The organism is Kordiimonas sp. SCSIO 12610, assembly GCF_024398015.1.
In the GTDB taxonomy this organism is placed as follows: domain Bacteria; phylum Pseudomonadota; class Alphaproteobacteria; order Sphingomonadales; family Kordiimonadaceae; genus CANLMI01.
The window spans coordinates 1,691,216-1,714,481 of sequence record NZ_CP073747.1; the positions used below are offsets into that span (position 1 = coordinate 1,691,216).

Consider the following 23,266-nt stretch of genomic DNA (forward strand, 5'->3'; position numbering starts at 1 on the left):
CAGTTTAGAGGGTGAATACGGGGACGATCGTTCGAGAGGGAGATAATTATGCTAGATGAGTTGGAACTGCCGCAGTTACCACCAGAAACACCAATCCATGACGCAATGGAAATGCTGTGTAAGGATGGTATGCCATTTGCGACGCATGAAACTGAAATTCATGGCATAACCCAAAGAGTATTCACTAATCAACCTGCTACCCTTCGTGAAGTTCTTATGCTTATTCTCGGTCACGGTGATAAGGAATTCATCGTGTATGAAGACGAACGCTATACCTTTAAGGATGCGATCGACAAAGCAGCACGTTTTGCCCAGGCACTCGTTAATGATTGCGGTGTTAAAAAAGGGGACTGTGTTGCGCTCGCAATGCGGAATTACCCTGAGTGGCCTATCGCCTACATGGGAATTGTTGCAAGTGGTGCTCGTGCCGTTTTGATGAATGCATGGTGGAAAACTGAGGAACTAAAATGGGCAATGGAAGATTGCGGTGCCAAGCTTTTGGTCGCGGATGCGCAGCGGGCAGGGTATTTACAGGACCATTTGGATGAACTTGACCTTCATGTAATTATCGCCCGTGATAGCTTTGAAGCCAATGACCGTATTAAATCGTTTGATAGTTTGTTAGATGGTAAAACACCGCTGACTTTCCCTGATGTAGACATTGCAAACGATGATGATGCGATGATGCTTTATACATCAGGCTCAACAGGCTTTCCAAAAGGGGCAGTTTCATCGCACCGGGCTGTTATCAGTGTGCTCTTTAACTGGGTGGTGATTGCCCTTGCGCTAAAAATGGTGGGCCGCGCTAACCCGGACCCAGATTTCCAACCGATCATGCTGGTGGCAGTACCGTTTTTCCATGTGACGGGATTGGTGCCTGTAATGCTTGTCTCTGCTGTTATCGGCCGGAAAATAGTGATCATGCATAAGTGGGATGTGGAGAGAGCATATCAGCTGATTGAGGGCGAAGGTGTTACAAGCTTCACTGGTGTTCCTACCATGTCGTACGAGCTAGCGGCTTCGCCGCTTCGTGAAAACTATGACCTTTCAAGCTTGGTTGATATTGGCGGCGGTGGTGCTGCACGCCCGCCAGAGCATGTGAAAATGATCCGCGATGTCTTTAAAGATTCGAGCCCGGGCATCGGCTATGGTTTGACGGAGACAAATTCTCTAACGTCTGTTCTATCCGGTCCTGAGTATATCGATCGCCCTAACAGTGTGGGCAAGGCAGTCCATCCGATCGTTGATGTGAAAATCATGTCTGCTGACGGCATCGAAGAGCCTACGTTTTCACGAGGTGAAATATGTATCAAAAGTGCCGTAAACTTCAGAGGGTATTGGAATAACGATGAAGCCACAGATGAGGCTTTTTACCCTGATGGGTGGTTCCGCTCGGGTGACGTTGGATATTTGGACGGTGAAGGCTATCTTTTCATTGTCGACCGGATGAAGGAAATCATCATTAGAGGCGGCGAAAATATTAGCTCTCAAGAAGTGGAAGGCGTCTTACACGCCCATCCATCGGTTGATGATATTATGGTTTTCTCACTCCCTGATGAACATCTGGGTGAAATCGTTGGAACGGTTATCGTGACAAATGATGATGCGATGAATGACGAGTTGATCAGAAGTTATGCCAGAGAGCATTTGGCAAACTATAAAATCCCCCAAAAGATCTGGTTCACAGAAGCGCCTTTACCGTTGATTGCTTCAGGAAAAATCGACCGGAAGGGGATCAAGCAATATTACCAAAATTTATACGCTGGATCGTAAATATATTCAGCGACAACAAATAAAAGATATTTGAGAGGAAAGGAATACATATGCCAATGGATTTGGGAATGAGTGACCGCATTCAGGATTTGCGCGATCGTGTGAAGGTTTTCATCGAGGAAAAGGTTTTACCTGTTGAGGATGAATATCATCAGGAGGTTGGTAAGAACGGCAATCGCTGGGAATTTACGGATCGCATGACAGAAATTCTGGAGACGCTCAAGTCCGCTGCCCGTGAAGAAGGGCTTTGGAATTTCTTCCTTACGGAAGGTGAGGGCGGTTATGGCCTTTCAACAGTTGAATATGCTTACCTCGCTGAGGAAATGGGACGCTCACAGCTTGCCTCAGAAGCCTTTAACTGTAGCGCACCTGATACAGGTAACATGGAAGTACTATCCCGCTATGGTACGCCGGAACAGCAGGAAAAATGGTTGAAGCCGCTATTGGCTGGTGAAATTCGCTCTGCTTACGTGATGACGGAACCTGATGTTGCCTCGTCAGATGCGACCAATATCTCCCTTTCTGCAGTTCTCGACGGTGATGAGTGGGTTTTGAACGGTGAGAAATACTGGGCGTCGGGTGCTGGTGATCCACGCGCGAAAATCTTTATCGTGATGACCAAAACCAATCCTGATGCTGCGCGCCATAACCAGCATAGTATGATTTTGGTTGAGCGCGGCACGCCGGGTGTTGATATTTTACGCCCGATGCAGGTGTTCGGCCATGACGATGCGCCGCACGGCCATATGCATATTCGCTTCACTGATGTTCGCGTACCTAAGGAAAATCTGATCCTCGGCGAAGGTCGTGGTTTTGAAGTGGCGCAGGGGCGGCTTGGCCCTGGACGTATTCACCACTGTATGCGATCAATCGGGTCCGCAGAGCGTGCGCTGGATCTTCTGTGTAAACGTGCCGTTAGCCGTGAAGCGTTTGGCCGGCCACTGGCAAAACTCGGTGCTAACTATGACATCATTGCAGAGTGCCGTATTGAGATTGAAATGACTCGCCTCTTGTGCCTGAAGGCCGCTTATATGATGGATGTGGCGGGTACTGAGGCTGCGCAGCCTTATATTTCACAGATTAAGGTTGCTGCACCACGTATGGCACTGAAGGTTATCGACGAATCCATGCAGATGCACGGCGGCGCTGGTATCAGCCAGGATTTCCCGCTCGCGCAGATGTGGACAGGAATGCGGACGCTTCGTTTCGCGGATGGACCAGACGCAGTACACCGTATGGTTATTGCTCGCAAGGAACTGAAAAAATACCGTTCCAACAGCGTTTAGGCCGTTAGTGCTGATAAAGAGTTCTGGGAATTGAGAAATGGATATAGCTTCACTTTATAATATCAGCGGTAAGGTCGCGCTCGTTACAGGGGGTGGTTCCGGTATCGGAACTATGGCAACCGAAGCGCTCGTGAGAGCAGGCGCGAAAGTATACATCGCGTCACGCAAGTTATCGAACTGTGAAGCTGTAGCCGATGAATTGAACGCTATTGGCCCCGGACAGGTTATCCCGATGGCGGCTGACCTTTCTACGAGCGAAGGCACCGAAGCCCTCGTTCAAGCGCTCTCTGACGCCGAGAGCAAGGTTGATATTCTGGTCAATAATTCTGGGACAACATGGGGTGCTCCTTTCGAGGAGTTCCCGAGGGATAAATGGGATCAGGTGCTTGCCCTTAATGTAACGGCGGTTGCTGATCTCACGCGTTTGATGCTACCGCTTTTGAAAAATGCGGCCAGTTCAGATGACCCGGCACGGATTGTAAATATTGGATCAATCGTTGGAACGCGGCCAATTGCGAACATGGCCTATAGTTACGGCGCCAGTAAAGCAGCAGTTCATCATATTACCAAAATGTTCTCGAACGAGCTTGCTGGCGACAATATCACCGTGAATGCAATTGCGCCGGGGCCGTTCCCGAGCCGGATGATGGCCTTTGTGACAGAGAACGAGAAAATGCGCAAAGCGGCAGAAGAAAATGTGCCGCTAGGCAGGTTAGGGCGCCCGGAGGATGTGGCGGGTGTGTTGTTGATGCTGACGTCCAAAGCAGGAAGTTATATCACAGGCGGTATCATCCCGCTTGATGGTGGCGGCTCAGCAAAACCATAAAGCGCAAAGCATAGAAACTTTAATGACGTAATACGGATCAAGGAGAAGCAAGATGGCGACTGTTGTATCTAAAGAAGAATTAGCGGATTATATTGGTAAGGAAACAGGCGTTTCTGACTGGATGAAAATCGATCAGGAACGGATCAATCAGTTTGCTGATGTGACAGAAGATCATCAGTTCATCCATATTGACCCGGAAGCCGCAGCCAAAACACCGTTTGGTACCACGATTGCCCACGGGTTTTTAACGCTTTCGCTTTTAACGCCGCTCGCGGCAGGTAGCACACTTGGTGTCAAGGGCACTATGATGGGCGTGAACTATGGCTGCGACAAAGTTCGTTTTATGAGCCCGGTGAAGGTAAACAGTGAAATTCGTGCGCGCGTTAAACTAGTAAGCGCGGATGAAAAACCAGGTAACCGTATCTTGCTTAAAAACGAGATTACAATTGAAATTAACGGTGAAGAGCGCCCGGCGCTAATCGCTGAATGGCTGACGATGGTTTTCCTCGGCTAAAAGAAATAGAAAACTAGGAGAATAGTATAGTGTCTATCAGATTTGATGACCGTGTCGCGATTGTTACCGGCGCGGGTAATGGTTTGGGCCGATCCCACGCCCTCGCGCTTGCAGCACGCGGTGCCAAGGTTGTTGTGAATGACTTGGGCGGTGATGTGCACGGTGTTGGTGGCTCAACTAGTGCAGCACAAGCCGTGGTAGATGAGATTGTAGCCGCTGGCGGCGAAGCGATTGCCCACGGTGCTAACGTCTGTAAAATGGACGAAGTTGAGGACATGGTGAAAACGGCTATGGATAAATGGGGCCGTGTTGACATCCTCGTTAACAATGCTGGTGTCCTCCGCGATAAAACGTTCTCAAAAATGGAACTGTCTGACTTTGAGTTTGTGCTTCAGGTACACCTTATGGGATCAGTCAATTGCACCAAAGCTGTTTGGGAAATTATGAAAGAACAGCAGTATGGCCGGATCGTTATGACCACATCTTCATCTGGTCTGTATGGTAACTTTGGCCAGACAAATTATGGTGCTGCCAAGCTCGGCCTTGTTGGTTTGATGAATACACTTTGTATTGAAGGTGCGAAATATAATGTGAAAACAAACTGCCTCTCGCCAACAGCAGCAACACGGATGACCGAAGGCTTAATGCCTGATGAGGCGCTTGCGCTTCTAACGCCGGAATCTGTCACGACAGGCCTGTTGACACTATGTGATGATGAAGCGCCGAACCGGACAATCTTGTGTGCGGGTGCGGGCGGTTTTGCAAGTGCGATTGTTTATGAAACTGACGGTATTTGCTTGTCAGGCGACGATATGACGCCAGAGAATGTACGTGCGCAAATGGCAACAATCAGAAGCGCTGATGGCCAGGAAGAATATACGCAGGGCGGTCAACAAACTATGAAATTTGTCAGCAAGGCTGCGGCCGCCGCTGGCGTGAAAATGGGTTAAGGAGAAATAGAATGCGTGAAGCAGTAATCGTATCAACCGCACGGTCCCCAATCGGAAGAGCATACCGTGGTTCACTAAATGCAACGCTTGGCCCAACACTTGGCGCCCATGCGATTTCAAACGCTGTTGAGCGTGCGGGTATCGAAGGCGGTGAAGTTGAAGATGTGATCATGGGATGTGCGCTTACACAGGGTACTACGGGCGGTAACATTGGCCGTACAGCAGCCCTTCGTGCGGGCCTTCCGACAACCGTTTCCGGTATGACAATGGACCGTCAGTGTTCAAGTGGTATGATGGCGATCGCAACAGCCGCGAAACAAATTGTCCATGACGGTATGGACGTTGCGATTGGTGCAGGCATCGACAGCATTTCTGTTGTGCAAAACGAGCATATGAACCGTTTTCAGGCGGTCGATAAAAGCCTTGTTGCGATGCATAAAGATATTTATATGCCGATGCTTCAAACTGCCGAGGTTGTTGCAGAGCGCTATGGTATCACTCGTGAACAAATGGACGAATATGGTCTTCAGTCGCAGCAGCGTACAGCCGCAGCGCAGCAAGCTGGTAAATTCGATGACGAAATCGTCCCGATCACAACAAATATGGCGGTTGTAAATAAAGAAACGAAGGAAATGACTTTCCATGAAGTCACACTTTCCAAGGATGAAGGTAATCGCCCCGAAACTACACTAGAGGGCCTTGCTGGTCTGAAGACGGTTGTTGAAGGCGGGACGATCACAGCAGGTAATGCAAGTCAGCTATCTGACGGTGCATCAGCAAGTGTATTGATGGATGCAAAAACGGCTTCGAGTAAAGGCTTGAACCCACTTGGTATCTACCGCGGTATTGCGGTTGCCGGCCTTGAGCCCGATGAGATGGGGATTGGCCCGATTTACGCTATTCCAAAGCTTCTTGAGAAAAATGGCCTTAAAATGGATGACATTGGCCTTTGGGAACTTAATGAAGCGTTCGCAGTTCAGGTTCTTTACTGCCGCGATAAGCTTGGTATTCCAAATGAGCTGCTTAACGTGAATGGCGGCGCCATTTCTATTGGTCACCCATATGGTATGTCGGGTGCGCGGATGGTTGGCCACGCGCTTATCGAAGGCAAACGCCGCGGTGCCAAGTATGTTGTCTGCACAATGTGTGTTGGCGGCGGCATGGGCGCGGCCGGACTTTTCGAAGTCGCATAAGCAAAGATACAATAAGGGGTAGATTTATCTGCCCCTTTTTCATGAATAGATATAGTTAGTTTCAGATAAGGGAATAGGCAGATGAAGGCAGTGCTTTGCAAAGAGCTTGGGTTAGCAGATAAATTGGTTGTCGAGGATGTCGCTGATCCAACACCGGGTAAAGGCATGGTCGTTGTTGATGTAAAGGCCGCAGGCCTGAATTTCCCTGATACGTTGATTATTCAAGGCAAATATCAGTTCAAACCCAATTTACCTTTCACACCAGGCGGTGAAGGCGCGGGCGTCGTCTCTGCCGTGGGTGAGGGCGTTAGTCATCTGAATGTCGGCGACAAAATTATCTTTATGTGCCAGACGGGAGCATTTGCAGAAAAGGTTATCGTGCCTGCAATTACAGCCATTCCAATGCCTGAGGGGCTTCCGTTTGAAAAGGCGGCTGGCATTACGCTGACCTACGGCACAAGCTATCACGCAATTAAGGACCGTGCGAACCTGCAAGCGGGTGAAACCATTTTGGTTCTCGGCGCTGCTGGCGGCGTTGGGATTGCGACGGTTGAGCTTGCGAAGGCGATGGGCGCAAAGGTTATCGCGGCTGCGAGCACAGACGAGAAGCTTGAGTTTTGTAAGGCGTCTGGCGCTGATGAGCTAATTAACTATGAAACGGAAGACTTGAAAGCACGCCTCAAGGAAATTACAGGCGGCAAGGGTGTAGATGTGATCTACGATCCTGTGGGTGATCATTATACGGAAACAGCGTTCCGCAACATGGCGCCTGGCGGTCGGCATCTGGTGATTGGGTTCGCAGCTGGCGATATTCCAAAAGTTCCGATTAACTTGTGCCTTCTCAAGCAGGCATCGCTTGTGGGTGTATTCTGGGGCGCATGGGCAACGGCCAACCCCGCGATGCAGATCCAGAATATGAAGGATATTCTGGGTATGGTCGCAACCGGCGAAGTGAAAGCAAGCGTGAATGATATTTTCCCGCTTGAGGACGTGGAAGCAGCCTATGCCTGCCTTACGGAGCGCCGCGCCAAAGGTAAGGTGATTTTAACACCGTAAGGTAAATTGCCAGAAATAGTCACTCCGGTACTTGATACCGGAGTCCAGCATCATTGCTTAGTGCCAATGGATACCTTGGTCAAACCACGTTATGACATTTCTTATCCTTTCTTGACTAACAAAAACGATAATGTGCTGTTCCCGTTATGGGAGAATTTTTCAAAAATATTGCAGGATTGGTTGACCTTGTTAAGGCGGCTGGTGCGGGGCGCCTGAGTTTGGCGGCGTTAATCGCTGTTTTAGTAGTTGGCCTTTTTGTAACTGATTTTTTCAGTGTATTACCAATATACATGAAAGGTATTTTGGCCGCGGCTGTTGTAATCGCGCTGTTGCTTGCTGTCTTACTATTGATCAAGCCACAAGGTGGCAAAAAAGAGCAAAACAATTCTCAGTTTATGGAATTTCTCGCTGAACGTAACCCTGAACTTTTAGCAGAATGGGTTTTGTATCAAAGCGCTAATAAGGATGCCGCTCGTGACCTTGAGAACGATAATAACAAGGCTGAATTGGCTGGGGCAATTGCCGCTGTTTCTGAAATCGAAGATGCACCACCACACCTTATGCAGCTTGCACTTCAGAGCTTGGAAGAAGGTAAGACTGATGGCGCTGAAAGGCTATTTGAAGCGTTATTGGAACGTGATAATTTGCCCGATGAACAACGTTTTGATGCTTTGGTTCATTTAGGAGCGCTGAGGTATAACCATGATACTCAAGGAGCAATGAAAGCATATACAAAAGCTCAAGAGTTAAAACCGGATGACCTAAATAGTATTAATAGATGTGGGCATTTGTTCGAACGATGTGGCGAGTTTGATAAGGCTACGGAGTGTTATGAAAAAATACTGTTGAATGCTCAGAATGTCGATGATGTTGAGGCTGAGGCGATTGCATACGGAAATCTTGGGATAGTGCATCGGGCACGAGGTAACTTGGATAAGGCTGAAGATTATTACCTTAAGGCCTTGGCTATAAATGAAAGTCAAGATCGTAAAAAGGGAGTTGCAATTCAATATGGCAATCTTGGCGTTATATCTCAGATACGCGGTAATTTGGAAGAGGCAAAAGACTATTTTTTGAAATCTTTAAATATTAACAAAAGTCTTAGTCGCCAGAAAGGAATAGCAAGTCAGTACGGTAATCTTGGTAATTTATATTATGAGTTGAATGACTTAGATGAAGCAAGAAATTATCATTTGAAGTCATTAGCTATAAATGAAAACCTTAATCGTAAGGAAAACATCGGAAGTGACTATACAAACCTCGGTAATACATATTTGCAGCTGGGTGAGTTAGTTCAGGCGGAAGACTATCATCGAAAAGCCTTGACGATAAATGAGGAACTGGGCCGTAAAGAAGGTATTGCAAAAACATATGGCAACTTAGGGACATTATATAAGGCAAATGGGGATAAGAGCAAAGCGAAAGAGTATTGGGAGCTTGCTCATACTTTGTTCAAAGAAATGGGAATGAAGGCAGACATTAAAAAAATTAAAAAACTTCTCAAAGAGTTAGACGATTAATTCATTTAAATATTATCATCGATAGTTTTTATCGACAAAAATGTAAATAATTGACTATCAGCACCATTCCACGCTTGCAAAACTAATGCGTTTCATTATGATCTTTACCTTAACGTAAACCTGCGGCTGAGGGGCCGTGTAAAACCAGCGTTTTAGGGAAGTGATGCGCGCTTTACGCTTGATTGCGGGTGAAACTGCAAGACAAAGAATTGAAAACGATGGCCTTTCGCCCGAATTGGTGCGGATGGTTGTTGGTGCGTCTGGTGGCCCCAAGTGGTTAATATTAAACGGTCTTGATAAGTTCGTTTTTGGTGATTGGCTTTTGAACGCTAATCATAAGATTGATTTAATCGGCTCTTCCATCGGGGCGTGGCGTATGTCCTGTGCGGCGCACCCGAGCGCAGATAAAATGTTTGAAACCTTCACAGAAGGGTATTTCAAATACAGATATTCCAAAAGCGATAAAGCTGAGGATATCACCCGCGAAAGCTACCGGATTCTCGATAGTATTTTCACCGACGAAGATCGGATTAAAATCACGAATAATCCTAATCGTCCGCTTCATATTGTTGCGGTGAAATGCAAGGGGTTGCTCGCGAGCCCAAACAAGGTTTTGGAAGCCATTGGCTTGCTTGTATCGGCTGGGGCCAACGCGTTATCTCGCGATAACCTTGTAAATTTCTTTGAGCGTGCGGTCTTTCATTCTGATCAAACGGTTGCGCTTTCTGATCAGTGGGGCGGTTATAATCGCCATGATATCAGGTTGCTGCCCGAAGCACTTGCGGATGCCTTGATGGCTTCTGGGTCCATCCCATTTGTTGTATCCGCCATCAAGGATATCGCAGGTGGCCCAAAAGGGGTTTACCGCGACGGCGGCGTGATCGATTATCACTTTGACATTCCGTGGCAATTGAATGAAGGGATCATTCTCTATCCACATTTCTATAGCCATCTGGTTCCTGGATGGTTCGACAAATCAATTAAAACAAGAAGGGCAACAGCCGAAACGCTTGATCATCAACTTTTGCTCGCACCGAGTGATGATTTTGTGGCTAGCTTGCCGAATGGGGCAATACCAGACCGTAAGAATTTTCAGGATTTTTCCGATGAAGAACGCTTGAAAATTTGGACAACGGTTATCAGGGAAAGCGAGCGAATGGCACATGAATTTTCAGACTTGCTGCAAGATCATGGTGCCTTAATGGACCGTCTGGAAATGCCTCAATGACATTTCGGATTTTCGCAATTTATTTTTATGAGTAGGCCCGGTTATGGATGATAAAAATACAATGTCTGACGCAACTGAAACTGTTGTTGATGATGCCCTGATTTACCAAAGCTCGACTTTTTCTGACGAGGATATGCTGGCAATACACGTTAGTGGTTTGGTCGATAATTCAGTAAACGAGTATGGTGACAAACCTGCCTTTAGCTGTGCTTTGCCTACAGGACATAGTGCAACCATTTCCTTCAATGACTTAGGGAAATATTCGGATGCCATTGCTGTTTACCTGCGTGAAGAGCTTGGACTTAAGAAGGGTGATGTTGTTGCCATTCAGTGTCTAAACACGCTTGCCTATCCCATTCTTGCATTTGGAATTTTGAAAGCTGGTTTAATTGTAACCAATCTAAACCCTTTATACACGGCTGAGGAAAGCCAACATCAATTGAAGGATAGCGGCGCTAAAATCCTGTTTTTGATCGATGTGTTTGGGGACCGCGCCGCAGAGGCAACTGAGGGAACCGGGGTTGAAAAAATATACAAACTCTCCCTCTTGGATTTATTCCCGGCTGTGCAAAAATCGCTGCTCGGTTTTGCGATGAAATATATCAAAAAATCTGTCCCGAATTTTGCCCTTAAACCCGATGGAACCTTTCAGGATGTGTTGAACGCGGGTCTAAAACTATTGAATGCCGGGCATAGTGTTGCGGGGTATCTGGATGATGTTGATGTTCATGATCCAGCTATTTTCCAATATACCGGGGGCACAACGGGCCGCAGTAAAGGGGCAGAGTTAACCCATAATAATGTGGTCGCGAATGTTTCGCAGGGCACCAAAGTCAATGACGGTGCATACGAAAAAGGCGAAGAAACAATGATGCTTCTTCTGCCGCTTTATCATGTTTATGCGCTCGCGGTTGGTGCGCTGGCCAGCATGTATTCTGGTGTTCATATCGTTCTTGTGCCGGTGCCGCGCCCATTATCGAACCTCAAGATTGTTTTCGACAAGTTTGATATCTCTATCCTTCCGGGAATCAATACGCTGTATTTAGGATTGTTGCAGGAAGAATGGTTTACGAGTAACCCACCAAAGACGCTTCAATTCTGTTATTCGGGTGCTGCACCGTTGCAGCCCGCTACAATGGAAGCATGGGAAAAGCTTGTTAATACCAAAATCTATGAAGGGTACGGCCTGACCGAGGGAACCTGCGCAGTTGCGACGATGCCGCTCGGTGAAAAACGCAGGCCGGCCTCTGTTGGTTTGCCACTGCCGGGTGTTAAAATCAGGACAGTTATGGATGGCAAGGACGTGCCCAAGGGTAAAAACGGCGAGATATGGATACAGGGCCCGCAGGTTATGAAAGGATATTTGAACCGCCCTGAAGCAACCGCAGAAACCATCGAAAATGGCTGGCTAAAAACGGGTGATATTGGATATGTAGATGACGATGGGTATTTATACATTGTTGACAGGATGAAAGATATGGTCATCGTTTCCGGCTTTAATGTGTACCCAACTGATATCGAGGATGTTCTAAGCCGAATGGACGGTGTCGCTGAAGCAACAGTTGTTGGCGTGCCAAGTGCTGCAACGGGTGAAAAAGTTGTGGCTTATGTGGTCAAAGCTGCTGATGGATTAAATGAAAAAGCCGTGATTGATTATTGTAAGGAACATCTTACAAATTACAAATGTCCGAAGATCGTAAAGTTTGTTGATGAGCTTCCGAAATCACCAGTTGGCAAGGTCCTTCGGCGTGAGCTTCGTGATATTGCCCATAAAGAGATCGATCATGCCTGATAATCCTGTTAGGGTTTGGACGATTTAAGTTTAAGGGAAGGGTGTCGATTATGGATTTGGGTCTAAAGGAAAAGCGAGTTCTCATCACTGGGGGGACGCGTGGAATTGGAGCCTCGATTGTCGACACCTTGTTAGATGAAGGCGCTTCGGTTGCTTACTGCGCCCGAAACTCTGATGAGATCGCGACTACGCTTGCGGTTTATAAAGCGAAAGGCGCTAACGTTTGGGCGAAGGCCTGTGACGTTGGAAATCCTGCCGAGTATCAAGCATGGCTGGCTGAGGCGGTATCGGCCCTTGGTGGTGCGGACATTTTTATCCCGAATGTGAGCGCTGGTGCGAACGCAGGTGAAGAAGGGTGGCAAGCCGCCTTTAACGTTGATTTAATGGCAACTGTGCGCGGCTGTGAGGCCATGCTGGGTGAGCTCGTGAAAGGCGTTGATCCCTCAATTGTTGTTATTACTAGTATTGCCGGACTTGAAATTATGGGGGAACCTGGTCCCTATAATACCATAAAAGCCGGTTTGATCACATATGCCAGCCAATTGGGGGATATTGCAGCACAACATGGCATAAGGGTAAATTGTGTATCACCAGGCCCTATTCATGTGGATGATGGATTTTGGGGAAAGGTTCAAAGCGCTCAGCCAGGGACCTATAATCAAGTTGCAGAACGCCATCCGATGAACCGCCTTGGGACCACAGCAGAAGTTGCGAAGACGGTTGCGTTTCTGGTCAGCCCAGCTGCATCATGGATAACGCGTACCAACGTAATTGTAGATGGTGGCTTTTCAAGGCGGATACAGTTCTAAAGCCACCCCGTCAGATTAGTTATTAAATTGCCTGTAAACCGACGTGTTGATGAGCTTTGATCATTCAGTCAAACCCATGTCTTATCGTTGACAATTATTTAAGATTTTAGAGGTTATAGTTATTATTAGAAATTTCAATAATCTAATTTTAATATAGTTGGGGCAAAAGCGATGAAGATAACCAGGTTTATTCCTATAGTCTTTACCGTGTTTTGTACATTTTCGTCCATCATGTCATTTTACCTTACGACGGGTGAATGGCTTGGGTATTTACCATTTTTAGGGTCCGCACTTTTTGGGGCCCTGGCCGGTGTTATCGTAAGATTATTGATCGAAACCAACGAAATTGTTCCTGCACGAAAACTCAATGAATTATTGGCACTTGTTGCTGATAAAAAACTGACTCAAAGCGATGCTGTTTTAAATGAACTGGCAATCGATCAAGACCTTCAGGAAGCGGTTCGATCGATCATTGAAAATATGCGTGTAGCCGAAGAAACGGGAAGTGAATTTGACAATGTTCGTGCCAGCCTGAATAAAGTTATCAGAGAAAAACAAAGCAATGAAACTGTTCTGCGTGACCAAAGGGAGGCGTTTGCGAAGCTTGCATCCGAACTTTCTAAAGCACGTGACGCAGCCGAGTCAGCAAGTGTAGCCAAGTCAGAATTTCTTGCCACAATGAGCCATGAAATACGCACACCACTGAACGGTGTTATCGGTATGATTGATTTGTTGCTCGATTCTGACCTCAGTACAGAACAGTTGTCGTATGCTTCTACTTTGAAACAGTCAGCACAATCATTATTGACTGTTATCAATGATATTCTGGATATTTCAAAGCTGGAAGCAGGCAAGGTTGAATTAGAATCTCAAACACTTAATCTGCTTTCCGTGGTTGAGCGTTCTATTGAGGTTCTTTCATCAAAAGCCAATGAAAAAGGCCTGAATATATCATGCGATATTGCGGATGATATTCCTGAAGCTATCGTTAGTGATCCAACCCGTATTCGGCAAATTCTATTTAACCTTCTTGGAAATGCGATCAAATTTACAGATGTTGGGTCCGTTACAGTAACGGCGAATTTGCTTGGCGATAAATCAGGCGACAATGGTTATATTGAAATTGCGGTGAAGGATACTGGGATTGGAATTCCAAGGCCAGCACAAGAGAAATTGTTTTCTAAATTTTCCCAGGCTGATGCATCAACGACTAGAAAGTACGGTGGTACTGGACTTGGGCTTGCCATATGCAAACAGCTTTCTGAGCTTTTGGGGGGCGGAATTTCTCTTGAAAGCAGCGAAGGTGAGGGGTCTGAATTTAAATTCCACTTCCCATTCACGAAAGGCAATATAGAGGACATTGCGCCCGAAGACCTCTTGATTTGTCAGGTCCCCATTGAGCAACAATCGGTTACACGTTCGCTCAATATTCTTGTTGTTGATGATAATGAGATTAATCTGACAATCCTCAATAATATTCTTTTAAAAGTGGGCCATCAGGTAACGAACGCATCGGACGGTGCTATCGCATGCAGTTTGGTCGAGCAGCAAGAATTTGATCTGATATTGATGGATATTCAAATGCCAGTACTCGGTGGTGTGGATGCGACCAAATGGATAAGAGCTATGGACGAACCCTATGCGTCCATACCTATTATTGCCTGTACAGCAGATGCCTTCCCAGAGCAAATAGAGCGCTTCAAGTCTGCTGGAATGCAGGATGTTGTTACAAAACCTATCAATCGACAACAGCTTTTGATCACAATGAATTCCGTTTTGGGTGATGTAATACACACGGTGGATACAGATTTGTCGGCGCAAGTGAACGTAAAAACGGCTTCAAAGCCTGAAGTGCCTAATGAGCCTAAATTAGATGTAGATCCCCTTGATGCCTTGCTTGATGAACTTGGCTGATATTGCGGATAATTTTATCTCCACCGTTGATGTGAAATCCTTGGCAGCCCCCTGATATTATAATAGCATATATCAACCACCTATCGATATTACTAAGCTTGAGCGAGAAATATTATGCGGTTTGCTATCACTACTTTGATTATCCTTTTATTTTCTTTTGAATATGTATCCGCAAATGATGCTGAAGAAGCATTGACAAAACTTTTTCAAGAAGAGCGGGCGGCATATTATAAGGAAAATCCTGGAACTGGCCCGATCGGCGCCGACATGCCCATTGGTCGAAAATTTCAAGGTGTAAGCGAAGCAGACCATCAGCGCCGCGCTAAATTTGCCGCTAATCTCAGAAACAAACTGTATGCAATTGATAGAAATGCGTTATCTGCCACCTCTCAGTTAAATTACGACATGTTCGATTATCTTCTTAGTCGGACAATTGTGTTTGCAAAACACCGGACATGGAGGATCCCGTTCTATAGCGATAGTGGATTTCATACCGCTCCAACTAGAATATGGCAGAGCATCAGATTTAACAGCAAAGACGATTATTACGCATACATTGATCGTTTGAATGACCTTCCGCGTTATTTCGACGAGCATATTGAAAATATGCGCGCTGGTGTTCGTGATGATTTCACAATGCCGAAAGTTGTTTTAGATGGCTTGATGCCAACATTCGGCGCTCATATCGTGTCAAAGCCCGAAGATAGTGTTTTCTTCGGGGCTTTTCGTGAATTCAACAGCGATATTCCTGAGGGAGATCAAAATGCAATTCTGACAGCTGCGAAAGCAGCGATTTTGAACAGTGTTGTGCCTGCGTATCAGAAATTAAATGATTTTATGCAGAATGAATATTATCCCGCTGCACGCACTGATCTCGCTGCTTCAAACACGCCGAACGGCAAAGCCTATTATGAAGCTATGGTGAAATTCTATACCACCTTGGATATCTCGCCGGATGAAGTTCATGAACTGGGTCTAAAAGAAGTTGCGCGTATTCGCAGTGAAATGGAAGATGTGATCAAAGACGCTAAGTTTGAAGGCAGCTTTAACGAATTTACCAACTTTCTTCGGTCAGACCCTCAGTTTTATGCAAAAACCGAGGAAGAGTTGCTTATGAATGCAACTTTTATCGCCAAGGAAATTGATGGTAAAATGCCAGCCTTCTTTGGGAAATTACCAAGGCAACCGTATGGAGTAGAAGCTGTTCCTGCCTCGCTTGCACCGAATTATACAACGGGTCGGTATTCGGGTTCTCCTTTGAATGCACCAAGAGGGGGGTATTACTGGGTTAATACATATGCTTTGCATAATCGGCCTCTATATAATCTGAGGGCTTTGACACTTCATGAAGCTGTCCCTGGACACCATCATCAAAGTGCGCTTTCAAAGGAGCTGGAAAATGTTCCTGAATTTCGGTTAGGGCTTTATCCGCATGCTTTTGGTGAGGGTTGGGGGCTTTATAGCGAAAAACTTGGTATCGAAATGGGTATCTACAAAACGCCTTATGATCATTTTGGTCGGCTGAGTTATGAAATGTGGCGCGCCTGCAGGTTGGTTATTGATACAGGTATTCATTACAAGGGCTGGAGCCGCGATCAGGCGATAAAACTGTTGGAAGAAAATTCCGCACTTTCAAAGTTGAATATCAGAACAGAGGTTGACCGATATATCTCATGGCCAGGCCAAGCCCTTGCTTATAAAATGGGTGAGCTAAAAATACTTGAATTACGTAAAAGGGCCAAGGACGCTTTAGAAAATGCATTTGATATTCGAGAATTTCACGATCAGGTTTTGTCTGCGGGTGGTGTTCCACTGAACGTTTTAGAGCGAAGAATTGTTGAATGGATTGAGCGGAAGGTATCAGATTCCGGGCAAGACTGATGAGCATTGATCATTTGGAAACCATAAAGAAAAATGCCCTGCCAGGGAAGGTGTTCGTCGGTGGCGACTGTGTGCCTAATTTATGGAGTGATGCTAAGTATTTATATGATCTTTGGAACAAAAAGAAGGCGAAAAATAAGGCGCCGCAGCGGAAGGATTTTACACCGCAAGAAATGAAACAGTGTCTGGCTTTAATTGCACTGCACGATATTTCCTATGACCCCCTGCGCAGCAAGGTCCGCCTAATTGGAACGGGAGTTGTCGAAGCCACGGGAATGGAAGCGACCGGTTGGTATGTTGATGAAGTTCAAGGGACAGAGTTTTTATTACAACGGGCCAAATGGATTGTAGAAAATTGTTGCCCTATGCTGTGCGTTGATTTGCCTCTTATATGGTCACATCTTGATTATAAGCACTATGATGTTTTGGCGCTCCCTTTGATAGATGAGGCCGATAGAGTTGCAATGATTATGTATTTAGCAAAATATTATTAATTTGTATCTGCTATCAATGTTTGAAATGGGGTCGAGAAGAAAGTTGAATTGAATTATGAGCACCAAGTCTTTTGATGTGCTTGAAGATGTAAACAAGCCTGCTCAACTCTATAACCTGCCAGAGTTGCCTGACCATCTATGGCCTGATGCCATCGAGCTCTATGAATTATGGCATAGTAAAAAAAATAATCGAGCCGCCTGTAGTCGTCAGGATTTAACGCCGCGTGATATGATAAAGCAACTACCGCTTATCTCGCTTCATGATATTGAGCGAGATCCGTTCAGGTTGAAGGTACGCCTAATGGGGACGCAATTCGCGGCTGCTATTGGTATGGACGCCACGGATAAATATGTCGATGAGTTGGATAAGACGCAAGATGTTATACACAGAGCACAATGGGTTGCTGAGAATTGCGAACCAATTTTATGTATAGGCCTTGAGCTTGTATGGTCACCATTTGATTACAAAAAATATGATAGTCTTGTGCTGCCCTTGATCAACGACGAGCAATCGGTTGATATGATCTTGTATTTGAATAGATTTTATTGATAAAAACCCATATATTGTCGGCATGGGGGCTGAAATGGGTAATTTATCAAACTTGAAAAGTTTAGATCGCTTGCGCGCGGAACATCCTGATTGTTCGCTCTATGTTGGCGATGATGTTAAAGATCATGCATGGCCACTTGCGCTTGACCTTTATAACAATTGGGATAGCCATAAAAAGGGTAGACCTGCCTGCTCGAGGCAGGATCTTTCTGTCATTAGCATGAAACAACAACTGCCGTTAATTGTTTTACACGATGTTATTGGGCCGAATAAACGCTTGAAGGTACGTGTGATAGGCACAGAGTTTGTCGATGCAATCGGTTTTGATACAACAGGGCAGTATGTTGATGAAGTTCCAAATGCTGAACGGGTTGTTGACCGCTGTAATTGGTCAATACACCATTGCCTGCCATTTCTTAGTATTGGTGTGAAGCTCACATTTTCGCATTATGATTATAAGGTTTACGATTCCATTCTTTTACCGTTGATCGATGACGAAGGTGAAGTCAACATGCTTTTAACCTATTCTCACTTTCATTAAAACGATCCCTCACAAATAAGTGGCTTGCGAAATTATTCATGTTAAGTCTATAGAACTGTCCGGTTTTAGGAGGTTCTTTATGACTGATTACGCAGGCACTTTAAGTGCAATTGGCAATACCCCGCTCATTAAGTTGAAATATGCATCTGAATTAACAGGATGTACCATTCTTGGTAAGGCCGAGTATGCGAACCCCGGTGGGTCTGTTAAGGATCGCCCTGCGCTTGGTATTATCGAAGACGCAGAGAAAAAAGGTCTTTTGGAACCGGGTGGTTTGGTTGTGGAAGGTACTGCTGGAAATACCGGTATCGGCCTTACTGTGGTTGCGAATGCAAAAGGGTATAAAACGCTTATTGTAATGCCTGAAACACAAAGTCAGGAAAAAATAGATACGCTTCGTATTTTGGGCGCGGAACTGAAATTAGTACCGGCAGCTCCTTTTTCAAATCCAAATAACTTCCAGCATGTTGCGCGCCGACTTGCAGAAGAATTGTCATCGACCGCCGAGCACGGAGCCATTTGGGCAGGGCAATTTGAAAATGTTGCCAATCGTGAATCGCACATTCGAACAACTGCGCGCGAATTGTGGGACGAAACAAACGGAACTCTTGATGGCTTTATTTGTGCTGTGGGTACTGGAGGGACTTTGGCAGGCACAGGGATTGGCCTAAAGGAGTTTAACAAAGATATCGTTATCGGTATTGCCGACCCTATGGGGGCTTCGCTCTATAATTATTATACAAACGGTGAATTAAAGGCTGAAGGTAGTTCTATTGCCGAAGGGATTGGTCAGTCACGGATTACACCAAACCTTGAAGGGGCTCCTGTTGATGAAGCCTTCCAGATCACTGATGAGGAAGCTCTTCCACTTGCATTCGAGCTTCTTCAAAAGGAAGGGTTGTGTGTTGGTGCATCCACCGGTGTTAACCTGGCTGGTGCAATTCGCCTCGCTAAAAAAATGGGGCCTGGGCATACGATTGCAACAATCATTTGCGACAGTGGCCTACGGTATCAGTCGCGCTTGTTTAACCCTGAATTCTTAAAAGAAAAAGGCTTGCCCGTACCTGATTGGTTATAGAACCGCATACCTTTTATACAGGCAAATTTGTTTTCTTTAAAACTGTTCTGATGGCAAAGCTTGTATGAATACGAGCAACAGCGGGTAGGGCAGATAAAATATTATGGATGCGCTCATAATCGGGGGCATCCTTAACCGCCACACGTAGCATATAATCTACATCTCCGCTCATCAGATAGCATTCCATTACTTCTTCAACATCCTGAACCGCGACCTCAAATTGCGCTAACTTGCTTTGTTGCTGGTGATCAAGTGAAACACGAACAAATACAGACCCGGGGACACCAATAATATTTGGGTTCAGCAGGGCTACATAATTCTGGATAATTTTGTTTTCGTGTAGGTTTTTCACGCGGCGCAAACATGCGGACTCTGACAGGCCAACTTTATTGGCAAGATCAACATTAGATATCTTGCCGTCGATTTGAAGGATTCGTAAAATGGAGCGATCAATCTTATCTAGTTCCATAAGTCGAACTTTCTGCGAATAAATACTATATATTTGATATTATATGCCATTTATTGCAATAAAATTCAATCTATTTGCAAGGACGCATCAGCCATTTTCGCTTATATATGGCTCGTGTCGCTGCCTTAGAAAAGGCAGTCATGATTTTGAATTTGTTATTTTGGAGTGAGGGTATGTTAGTAGGGGTTCCTAAGGAAATCAAAAATCGTGAGTACCGCGTCGGTTTAACGCCTGCATCGGTTCGTGAACTTATTGTCAATGGCCATGATGTTATTGTGCAAAAAAACGCCGGAGCAGAAATTGGTTTCAGCGATGAAATGTATGTGACAGCGGGTGCTGCGATCAAGGGAACAGCAGCAGAAATCTTTGCCGCTGCCGACATGATTGTTAAAGTGAAAGAACCGCAGGCTGTTGAGTGTGAAATGCTCCGTGAAGGTCAAATCCTCTATACGTACCTGCATTTGGCGCCAGATCCCGAGCAAACACAGGGTTTGATAAAATCAGGTGCAATCGCGATTGCTTATGAGACTGTAACCGATAATTTTGGTGGCTTACCGCTATTGGCGCCGATGTCAGAAGTTGCTGGCCGGATGTCTATTCAGGCTGGTGCGCATGCGTTAGAGATGAGCCAGGGTGGTCGTGGTATGCTATTGGGTGGTGTGCCGGGTGTTGCACCTGCGAAAGTAACTATTATTGGCGGCGGCGTTGTCGGGACAAATGCTGCTCGGATGGCTGTTGGTATGGGCGCCGATGTGGTCATTCTTGATCGTTCAATCCGCCGTATGCAGCAACTGGATGACATTTTCCAGGGACGTGTGAAAACGATTTACTCAACACAGGATGCGGTTGAAGAATATGTTCTTTCGGCTGATCTGACCGTTGGCGCGGTTCTAATTCCGGGCGCGGCTGCACCAAAGCTTGTCACGCGAGAAATGATTTCTAAAATGCCGCGCGGTTCTGTGCTCGTTGATGTGGCAATTGATCAGGGCGGTTGCTTTGAGACTTCTAAAGCCACGACGCACGAAAACCCAACCTATATTGTTGATGAAGTTGTGCATTACTGTGTTGCCAACATGCCTGGCGGTGTGGCGCGAACATCTACGCTTGCGCTTAATAATGCGACGCTTAGGCATGCGGTTGCAATTGCAAACAAAGGTTGGAAGCAAGCATTGAAAGATGACAAGCATCTGCTTGAAGGGCTGAATGTATGCGAAGGTAAAATCACATACGAAGCGGTTGCCCGTGATCAAAATCTTACTTATGTTGCAGCACAGGATGTGATTGCAAACTAAGTCGAGGATACCAGAATGAACGATTTGCCTTTGATTGATGTTTATGCTCTTGGAGGTACAATCGCAATGACCCCTGATCAGCTTTCGGCTGGTCAGGATAAAGGTGTTAGCCCAACCTTAACCGCCGAAGATTTGGTGAATTCTGTTCCCGGGTTGGATCAGATTGCCAGCGTGCGCGCTGAAACTATTTCTAATGTTGCCAGTGCAAACCTTGATTTCGCAACCATCAAAAACCTCTCTGAAAAAGCGCGCATGAGCGATGCCGATGCCATCATCGTAACGCAGGGCACGGACACAATGGAGGAAACATCTTTTCTGATGAAGCTTATTTATCAGGGGGATAAGCCTATTATTTTTACGGGCGCTATGCGCTCTCCCAACCAGCTGAGTAGTGATGGACCAGCGAATTTATATGCTGCTATTTTAACGGCGATCAGTATAAGCACTGCATCCGTGTATGTGGTGATGAATAATGAAATTCATGATCCTGTTTTAGTACAGAAATCCCATACATGGGCGCTTGATGCGTTCCAATCTGATGGGGGGGCTTGCGGCTATGTTTCAGAACAGCAAGTTTTCTGGCATAAGCAAGGCATAAAAATAGACGATGTTCTTCGTGAAGATTTAATTTTCGTTGATGATATTGCACCAGTCGCTTGCTTGCCAATTTGTCTGGACGATGGTGGTTTATTACTTGATGACGTTGGTAAAAATTATCAAGGTCTAGTCATAGACACGTATGGGGCGGGGCATGTTTCTGAATTGTGGGCGACTAAACTTAAAGAATTGGCTCGTCAGATACCGGTTGTGATTGCAAGCCAAGCCTATAATGGTCGTGTGTTAGAGAATACATATGGCTATGTAGGGGCAGAGATTGATCTTTTCTCTAACGGTATGATTTCAGCGGGTATTTTGAATGCAAAGAAGGCTCGTATCCTGATTTCTTTAATAATTTCAAAAAAAACTGAAAATGTTAATAAGTCCTTTACCCAAATCGTGGAAACATTAGTCACAATAAGATGATTATTAATTACACGACACGAGGGTTTTTGGGTGGAAGCTTCTGTTTCAAACATAAATGAAGATAAAGGGTATATTTTTTTCTGGTGTAAAAGCCGCGAACTATACAGAAAAATAAATACCCGTTTCGATGAAAGCACCCGTGTTCATAGTGAAAACTTTTTTGCGTCCGTTCGCTGCTACGCAGTTGAGGATCATGAAACTAAAATCACGCAGTTGAGTGAAATCCTGAGCGAAGAAGAACAGCAAAAGATAAAAATTCTTTTTTCCTATTCACTGACCCCGTCCATGAATGAATTTGGCTTCATTCGTACCATCGAACAATTTAATATGGAAGCATCAGCCCGTTGGTTGTGTGAGCTATTGGTTGATCGTAGGTATAAGCCATTGATGCAGCCTATTGTGAATGCACATGATACACAGGACGTGATGGGCTATGAATTCCTATTCAGGGGGTTATATCCTGATGGGCGGGTGATATCAGCACCCTATATGTTCGGCACGGCGGAAAAGTTGGGAATGCTTTACCCGCTAGATCTGGCTGCAGGCGAAGTTGCAGCAATATATGCAAAGAAGTTTGATATCAAAGAACGTGTGTTCATTAACGTTTTGCCAGAGTCCATCAAGTCGGAAGAGGCCTTTACGGCTTGGCTATCGACGGTTACCAAAAATTTCCAATATGAAAAAAATCAATTGGTTTTTGAATTGGTTGAAAGCCAGGAAATTCCTGATGTGGATACTATGCAAAAGGTAGTCGAGTTGTTGCACGATCATGGTGTTCAGTTTGCGCTCGATGATTTTGGAACAGGTTTCAATAACCTTGTTACCCTCACACAAGTAAGGCCCGATTACGTAAAAATTGATAAGTCGCTTACTGATAATATCATGCGCGATCCGTTCAAATGGAACTTGCTCGCCAATATTGTCGATGCGGCGAAGCAGGTTGGGACAAAGGTCATAGCGGAAGGCGTGGAAGACGAAGAAACCTACGCTATCCTAAAGGACGTAGACGTGGATTACATGCAGGGATATTATTTCGGGTATCCTAGCGAAAGACCAATTGGGTATAACGAAGATTAG

The 23,266-nt window shown here is 45.7% G+C and carries 21 protein-coding genes; 20 read left to right on the forward strand and 1 reads right to left on the reverse strand.

What is annotated here, in order from left to right:
* Positions 1-48 precede the first annotated feature (48 nt).
* The 17 genes from KFF44_RS07800 (at position 49) to KFF44_RS07880 (ending at position 19,405) form a co-directional block, all read left to right on the forward strand.
* The gene (locus tag KFF44_RS07800) at positions 49-1,773 is read left to right on the forward strand and encodes a class I adenylate-forming enzyme family protein (protein ID WP_255938696.1); all 1,725 of its coding nucleotides are present in this window, start codon (positions 49-51) and stop codon (positions 1,771-1,773) included.
* A 56-nt stretch (positions 1,774-1,829) separates the two neighbouring features.
* On the forward strand, positions 1,830-3,059 hold the full coding sequence (locus KFF44_RS07805; RefSeq protein WP_370691153.1) for an acyl-CoA dehydrogenase family protein: 1,230 nt from the start codon (positions 1,830-1,832) through the stop codon (positions 3,057-3,059).
* 37 nt (positions 3,060-3,096) lie between these two features.
* Positions 3,097-3,885 (forward strand): SDR family oxidoreductase, encoded by a 789-nt coding sequence (locus KFF44_RS07810; RefSeq protein WP_255938699.1) that lies wholly within the window; start codon positions 3,097-3,099, stop codon positions 3,883-3,885.
* Positions 3,886-3,937: 52 nt separating this feature from the next.
* Positions 3,938-4,399: a MaoC family dehydratase gene (locus KFF44_RS07815; RefSeq protein WP_255938701.1), complete on the forward strand. Its 462-nt coding sequence runs from the start codon at positions 3,938-3,940 to the stop codon at positions 4,397-4,399.
* Between the two features lie 29 nt (positions 4,400-4,428).
* Positions 4,429-5,349: an SDR family NAD(P)-dependent oxidoreductase gene (locus KFF44_RS07820; protein ID WP_255938704.1), complete on the forward strand. Its 921-nt coding sequence runs from the start codon at positions 4,429-4,431 to the stop codon at positions 5,347-5,349.
* An 11-nt stretch (positions 5,350-5,360) separates the two neighbouring features.
* Entirely contained in the window at positions 5,361-6,542 is a 1,182-nt protein-coding gene (locus tag KFF44_RS07825) for an acetyl-CoA C-acyltransferase (RefSeq protein ID WP_255938705.1), read from the forward strand.
* Positions 6,543-6,623: 81 nt separating this feature from the next.
* Complete coding sequence (locus KFF44_RS07830; RefSeq protein ID WP_255938707.1) at positions 6,624-7,598, forward strand: NADPH:quinone oxidoreductase family protein; 975 nt, start codon at positions 6,624-6,626, stop codon at positions 7,596-7,598.
* Between the two features lie 146 nt (positions 7,599-7,744).
* Positions 7,745-9,118 (forward strand): tetratricopeptide repeat protein, encoded by a 1,374-nt coding sequence (locus tag KFF44_RS07835; protein ID WP_255938708.1) that lies wholly within the window; start codon positions 7,745-7,747, stop codon positions 9,116-9,118.
* A 163-nt stretch (positions 9,119-9,281) separates the two neighbouring features.
* Positions 9,282-10,346, forward strand: coding sequence for a hypothetical protein (locus tag KFF44_RS07840; protein WP_255938709.1), 1,065 nt, complete (start codon positions 9,282-9,284; stop codon positions 10,344-10,346).
* Between the two features lie 43 nt (positions 10,347-10,389).
* Positions 10,390-12,138, forward strand: coding sequence for a long-chain fatty acid--CoA ligase (locus tag KFF44_RS07845; protein WP_255938710.1), 1,749 nt, complete (start codon positions 10,390-10,392; stop codon positions 12,136-12,138).
* Between the two features lie 50 nt (positions 12,139-12,188).
* The gene (locus tag KFF44_RS07850) at positions 12,189-12,947 is read left to right on the forward strand and encodes an SDR family NAD(P)-dependent oxidoreductase (protein WP_255938711.1); all 759 of its coding nucleotides are present in this window, start codon (positions 12,189-12,191) and stop codon (positions 12,945-12,947) included.
* A 171-nt stretch (positions 12,948-13,118) separates the two neighbouring features.
* The gene (locus KFF44_RS07855) at positions 13,119-14,861 is read left to right on the forward strand and encodes an ATP-binding protein (protein ID WP_255938712.1); all 1,743 of its coding nucleotides are present in this window, start codon (positions 13,119-13,121) and stop codon (positions 14,859-14,861) included.
* Between the two features lie 114 nt (positions 14,862-14,975).
* Positions 14,976-16,742: a DUF885 family protein gene (locus KFF44_RS07860; RefSeq protein WP_255938713.1), complete on the forward strand. Its 1,767-nt coding sequence runs from the start codon at positions 14,976-14,978 to the stop codon at positions 16,740-16,742.
* Positions 16,742-17,236: a PAS domain-containing protein gene (locus KFF44_RS07865; RefSeq protein WP_255938714.1), complete on the forward strand. Its 495-nt coding sequence runs from the start codon at positions 16,742-16,744 to the stop codon at positions 17,234-17,236. Before KFF44_RS07860 ends, KFF44_RS07865 begins: the two co-directional genes overlap by 1 nt.
* Positions 17,237-17,291: 55 nt before the next feature.
* Entirely contained in the window at positions 17,292-17,786 is a 495-nt protein-coding gene (locus KFF44_RS07870; protein ID WP_255938715.1) for a PAS domain-containing protein, read from the forward strand.
* 34 nt (positions 17,787-17,820) lie between these two features.
* The gene (locus tag KFF44_RS07875; protein WP_255938716.1) at positions 17,821-18,327 is read left to right on the forward strand and encodes a hypothetical protein; all 507 of its coding nucleotides are present in this window, start codon (positions 17,821-17,823) and stop codon (positions 18,325-18,327) included.
* A gap of 79 nt (positions 18,328-18,406) precedes the next feature.
* The gene (locus KFF44_RS07880) at positions 18,407-19,405 is read left to right on the forward strand and encodes a cysteine synthase A (RefSeq protein ID WP_255938717.1); all 999 of its coding nucleotides are present in this window, start codon (positions 18,407-18,409) and stop codon (positions 19,403-19,405) included.
* Between the two features lie 13 nt (positions 19,406-19,418).
* On the opposite strand, the gene KFF44_RS07885 is transcribed toward KFF44_RS07880, so the two are convergent.
* On the reverse strand, positions 19,419-19,874 hold the full coding sequence (locus KFF44_RS07885; protein ID WP_255938718.1) for an Lrp/AsnC family transcriptional regulator: 456 nt from the start codon (positions 19,872-19,874) through the stop codon (positions 19,419-19,421).
* 173 nt (positions 19,875-20,047) lie between these two features.
* On the opposite strand from KFF44_RS07885, the gene ald reads away from it, so the two are divergent.
* The 3 genes from ald to KFF44_RS07900 are packed head-to-tail and all read left to right on the forward strand — an operon-like array spanning position 20,048 to position 23,266.
* On the forward strand, positions 20,048-21,166 hold the full coding sequence (ald, locus tag KFF44_RS07890) for an alanine dehydrogenase (RefSeq protein WP_255938721.1): 1,119 nt from the start codon (positions 20,048-20,050) through the stop codon (positions 21,164-21,166).
* Positions 21,167-21,181: 15 nt separating this feature from the next.
* Complete coding sequence (locus tag KFF44_RS07895; protein WP_255938726.1) at positions 21,182-22,189, forward strand: asparaginase; 1,008 nt, start codon at positions 21,182-21,184, stop codon at positions 22,187-22,189.
* Positions 22,190-22,219: 30 nt separating this feature from the next.
* Positions 22,220-23,266 carry an EAL domain-containing protein gene (locus KFF44_RS07900; RefSeq protein ID WP_255938728.1) on the forward strand — a complete coding sequence of 349 codons (1,047 nt, stop codon included), beginning with the start codon at positions 22,220-22,222 and terminating at the stop codon, positions 23,264-23,266.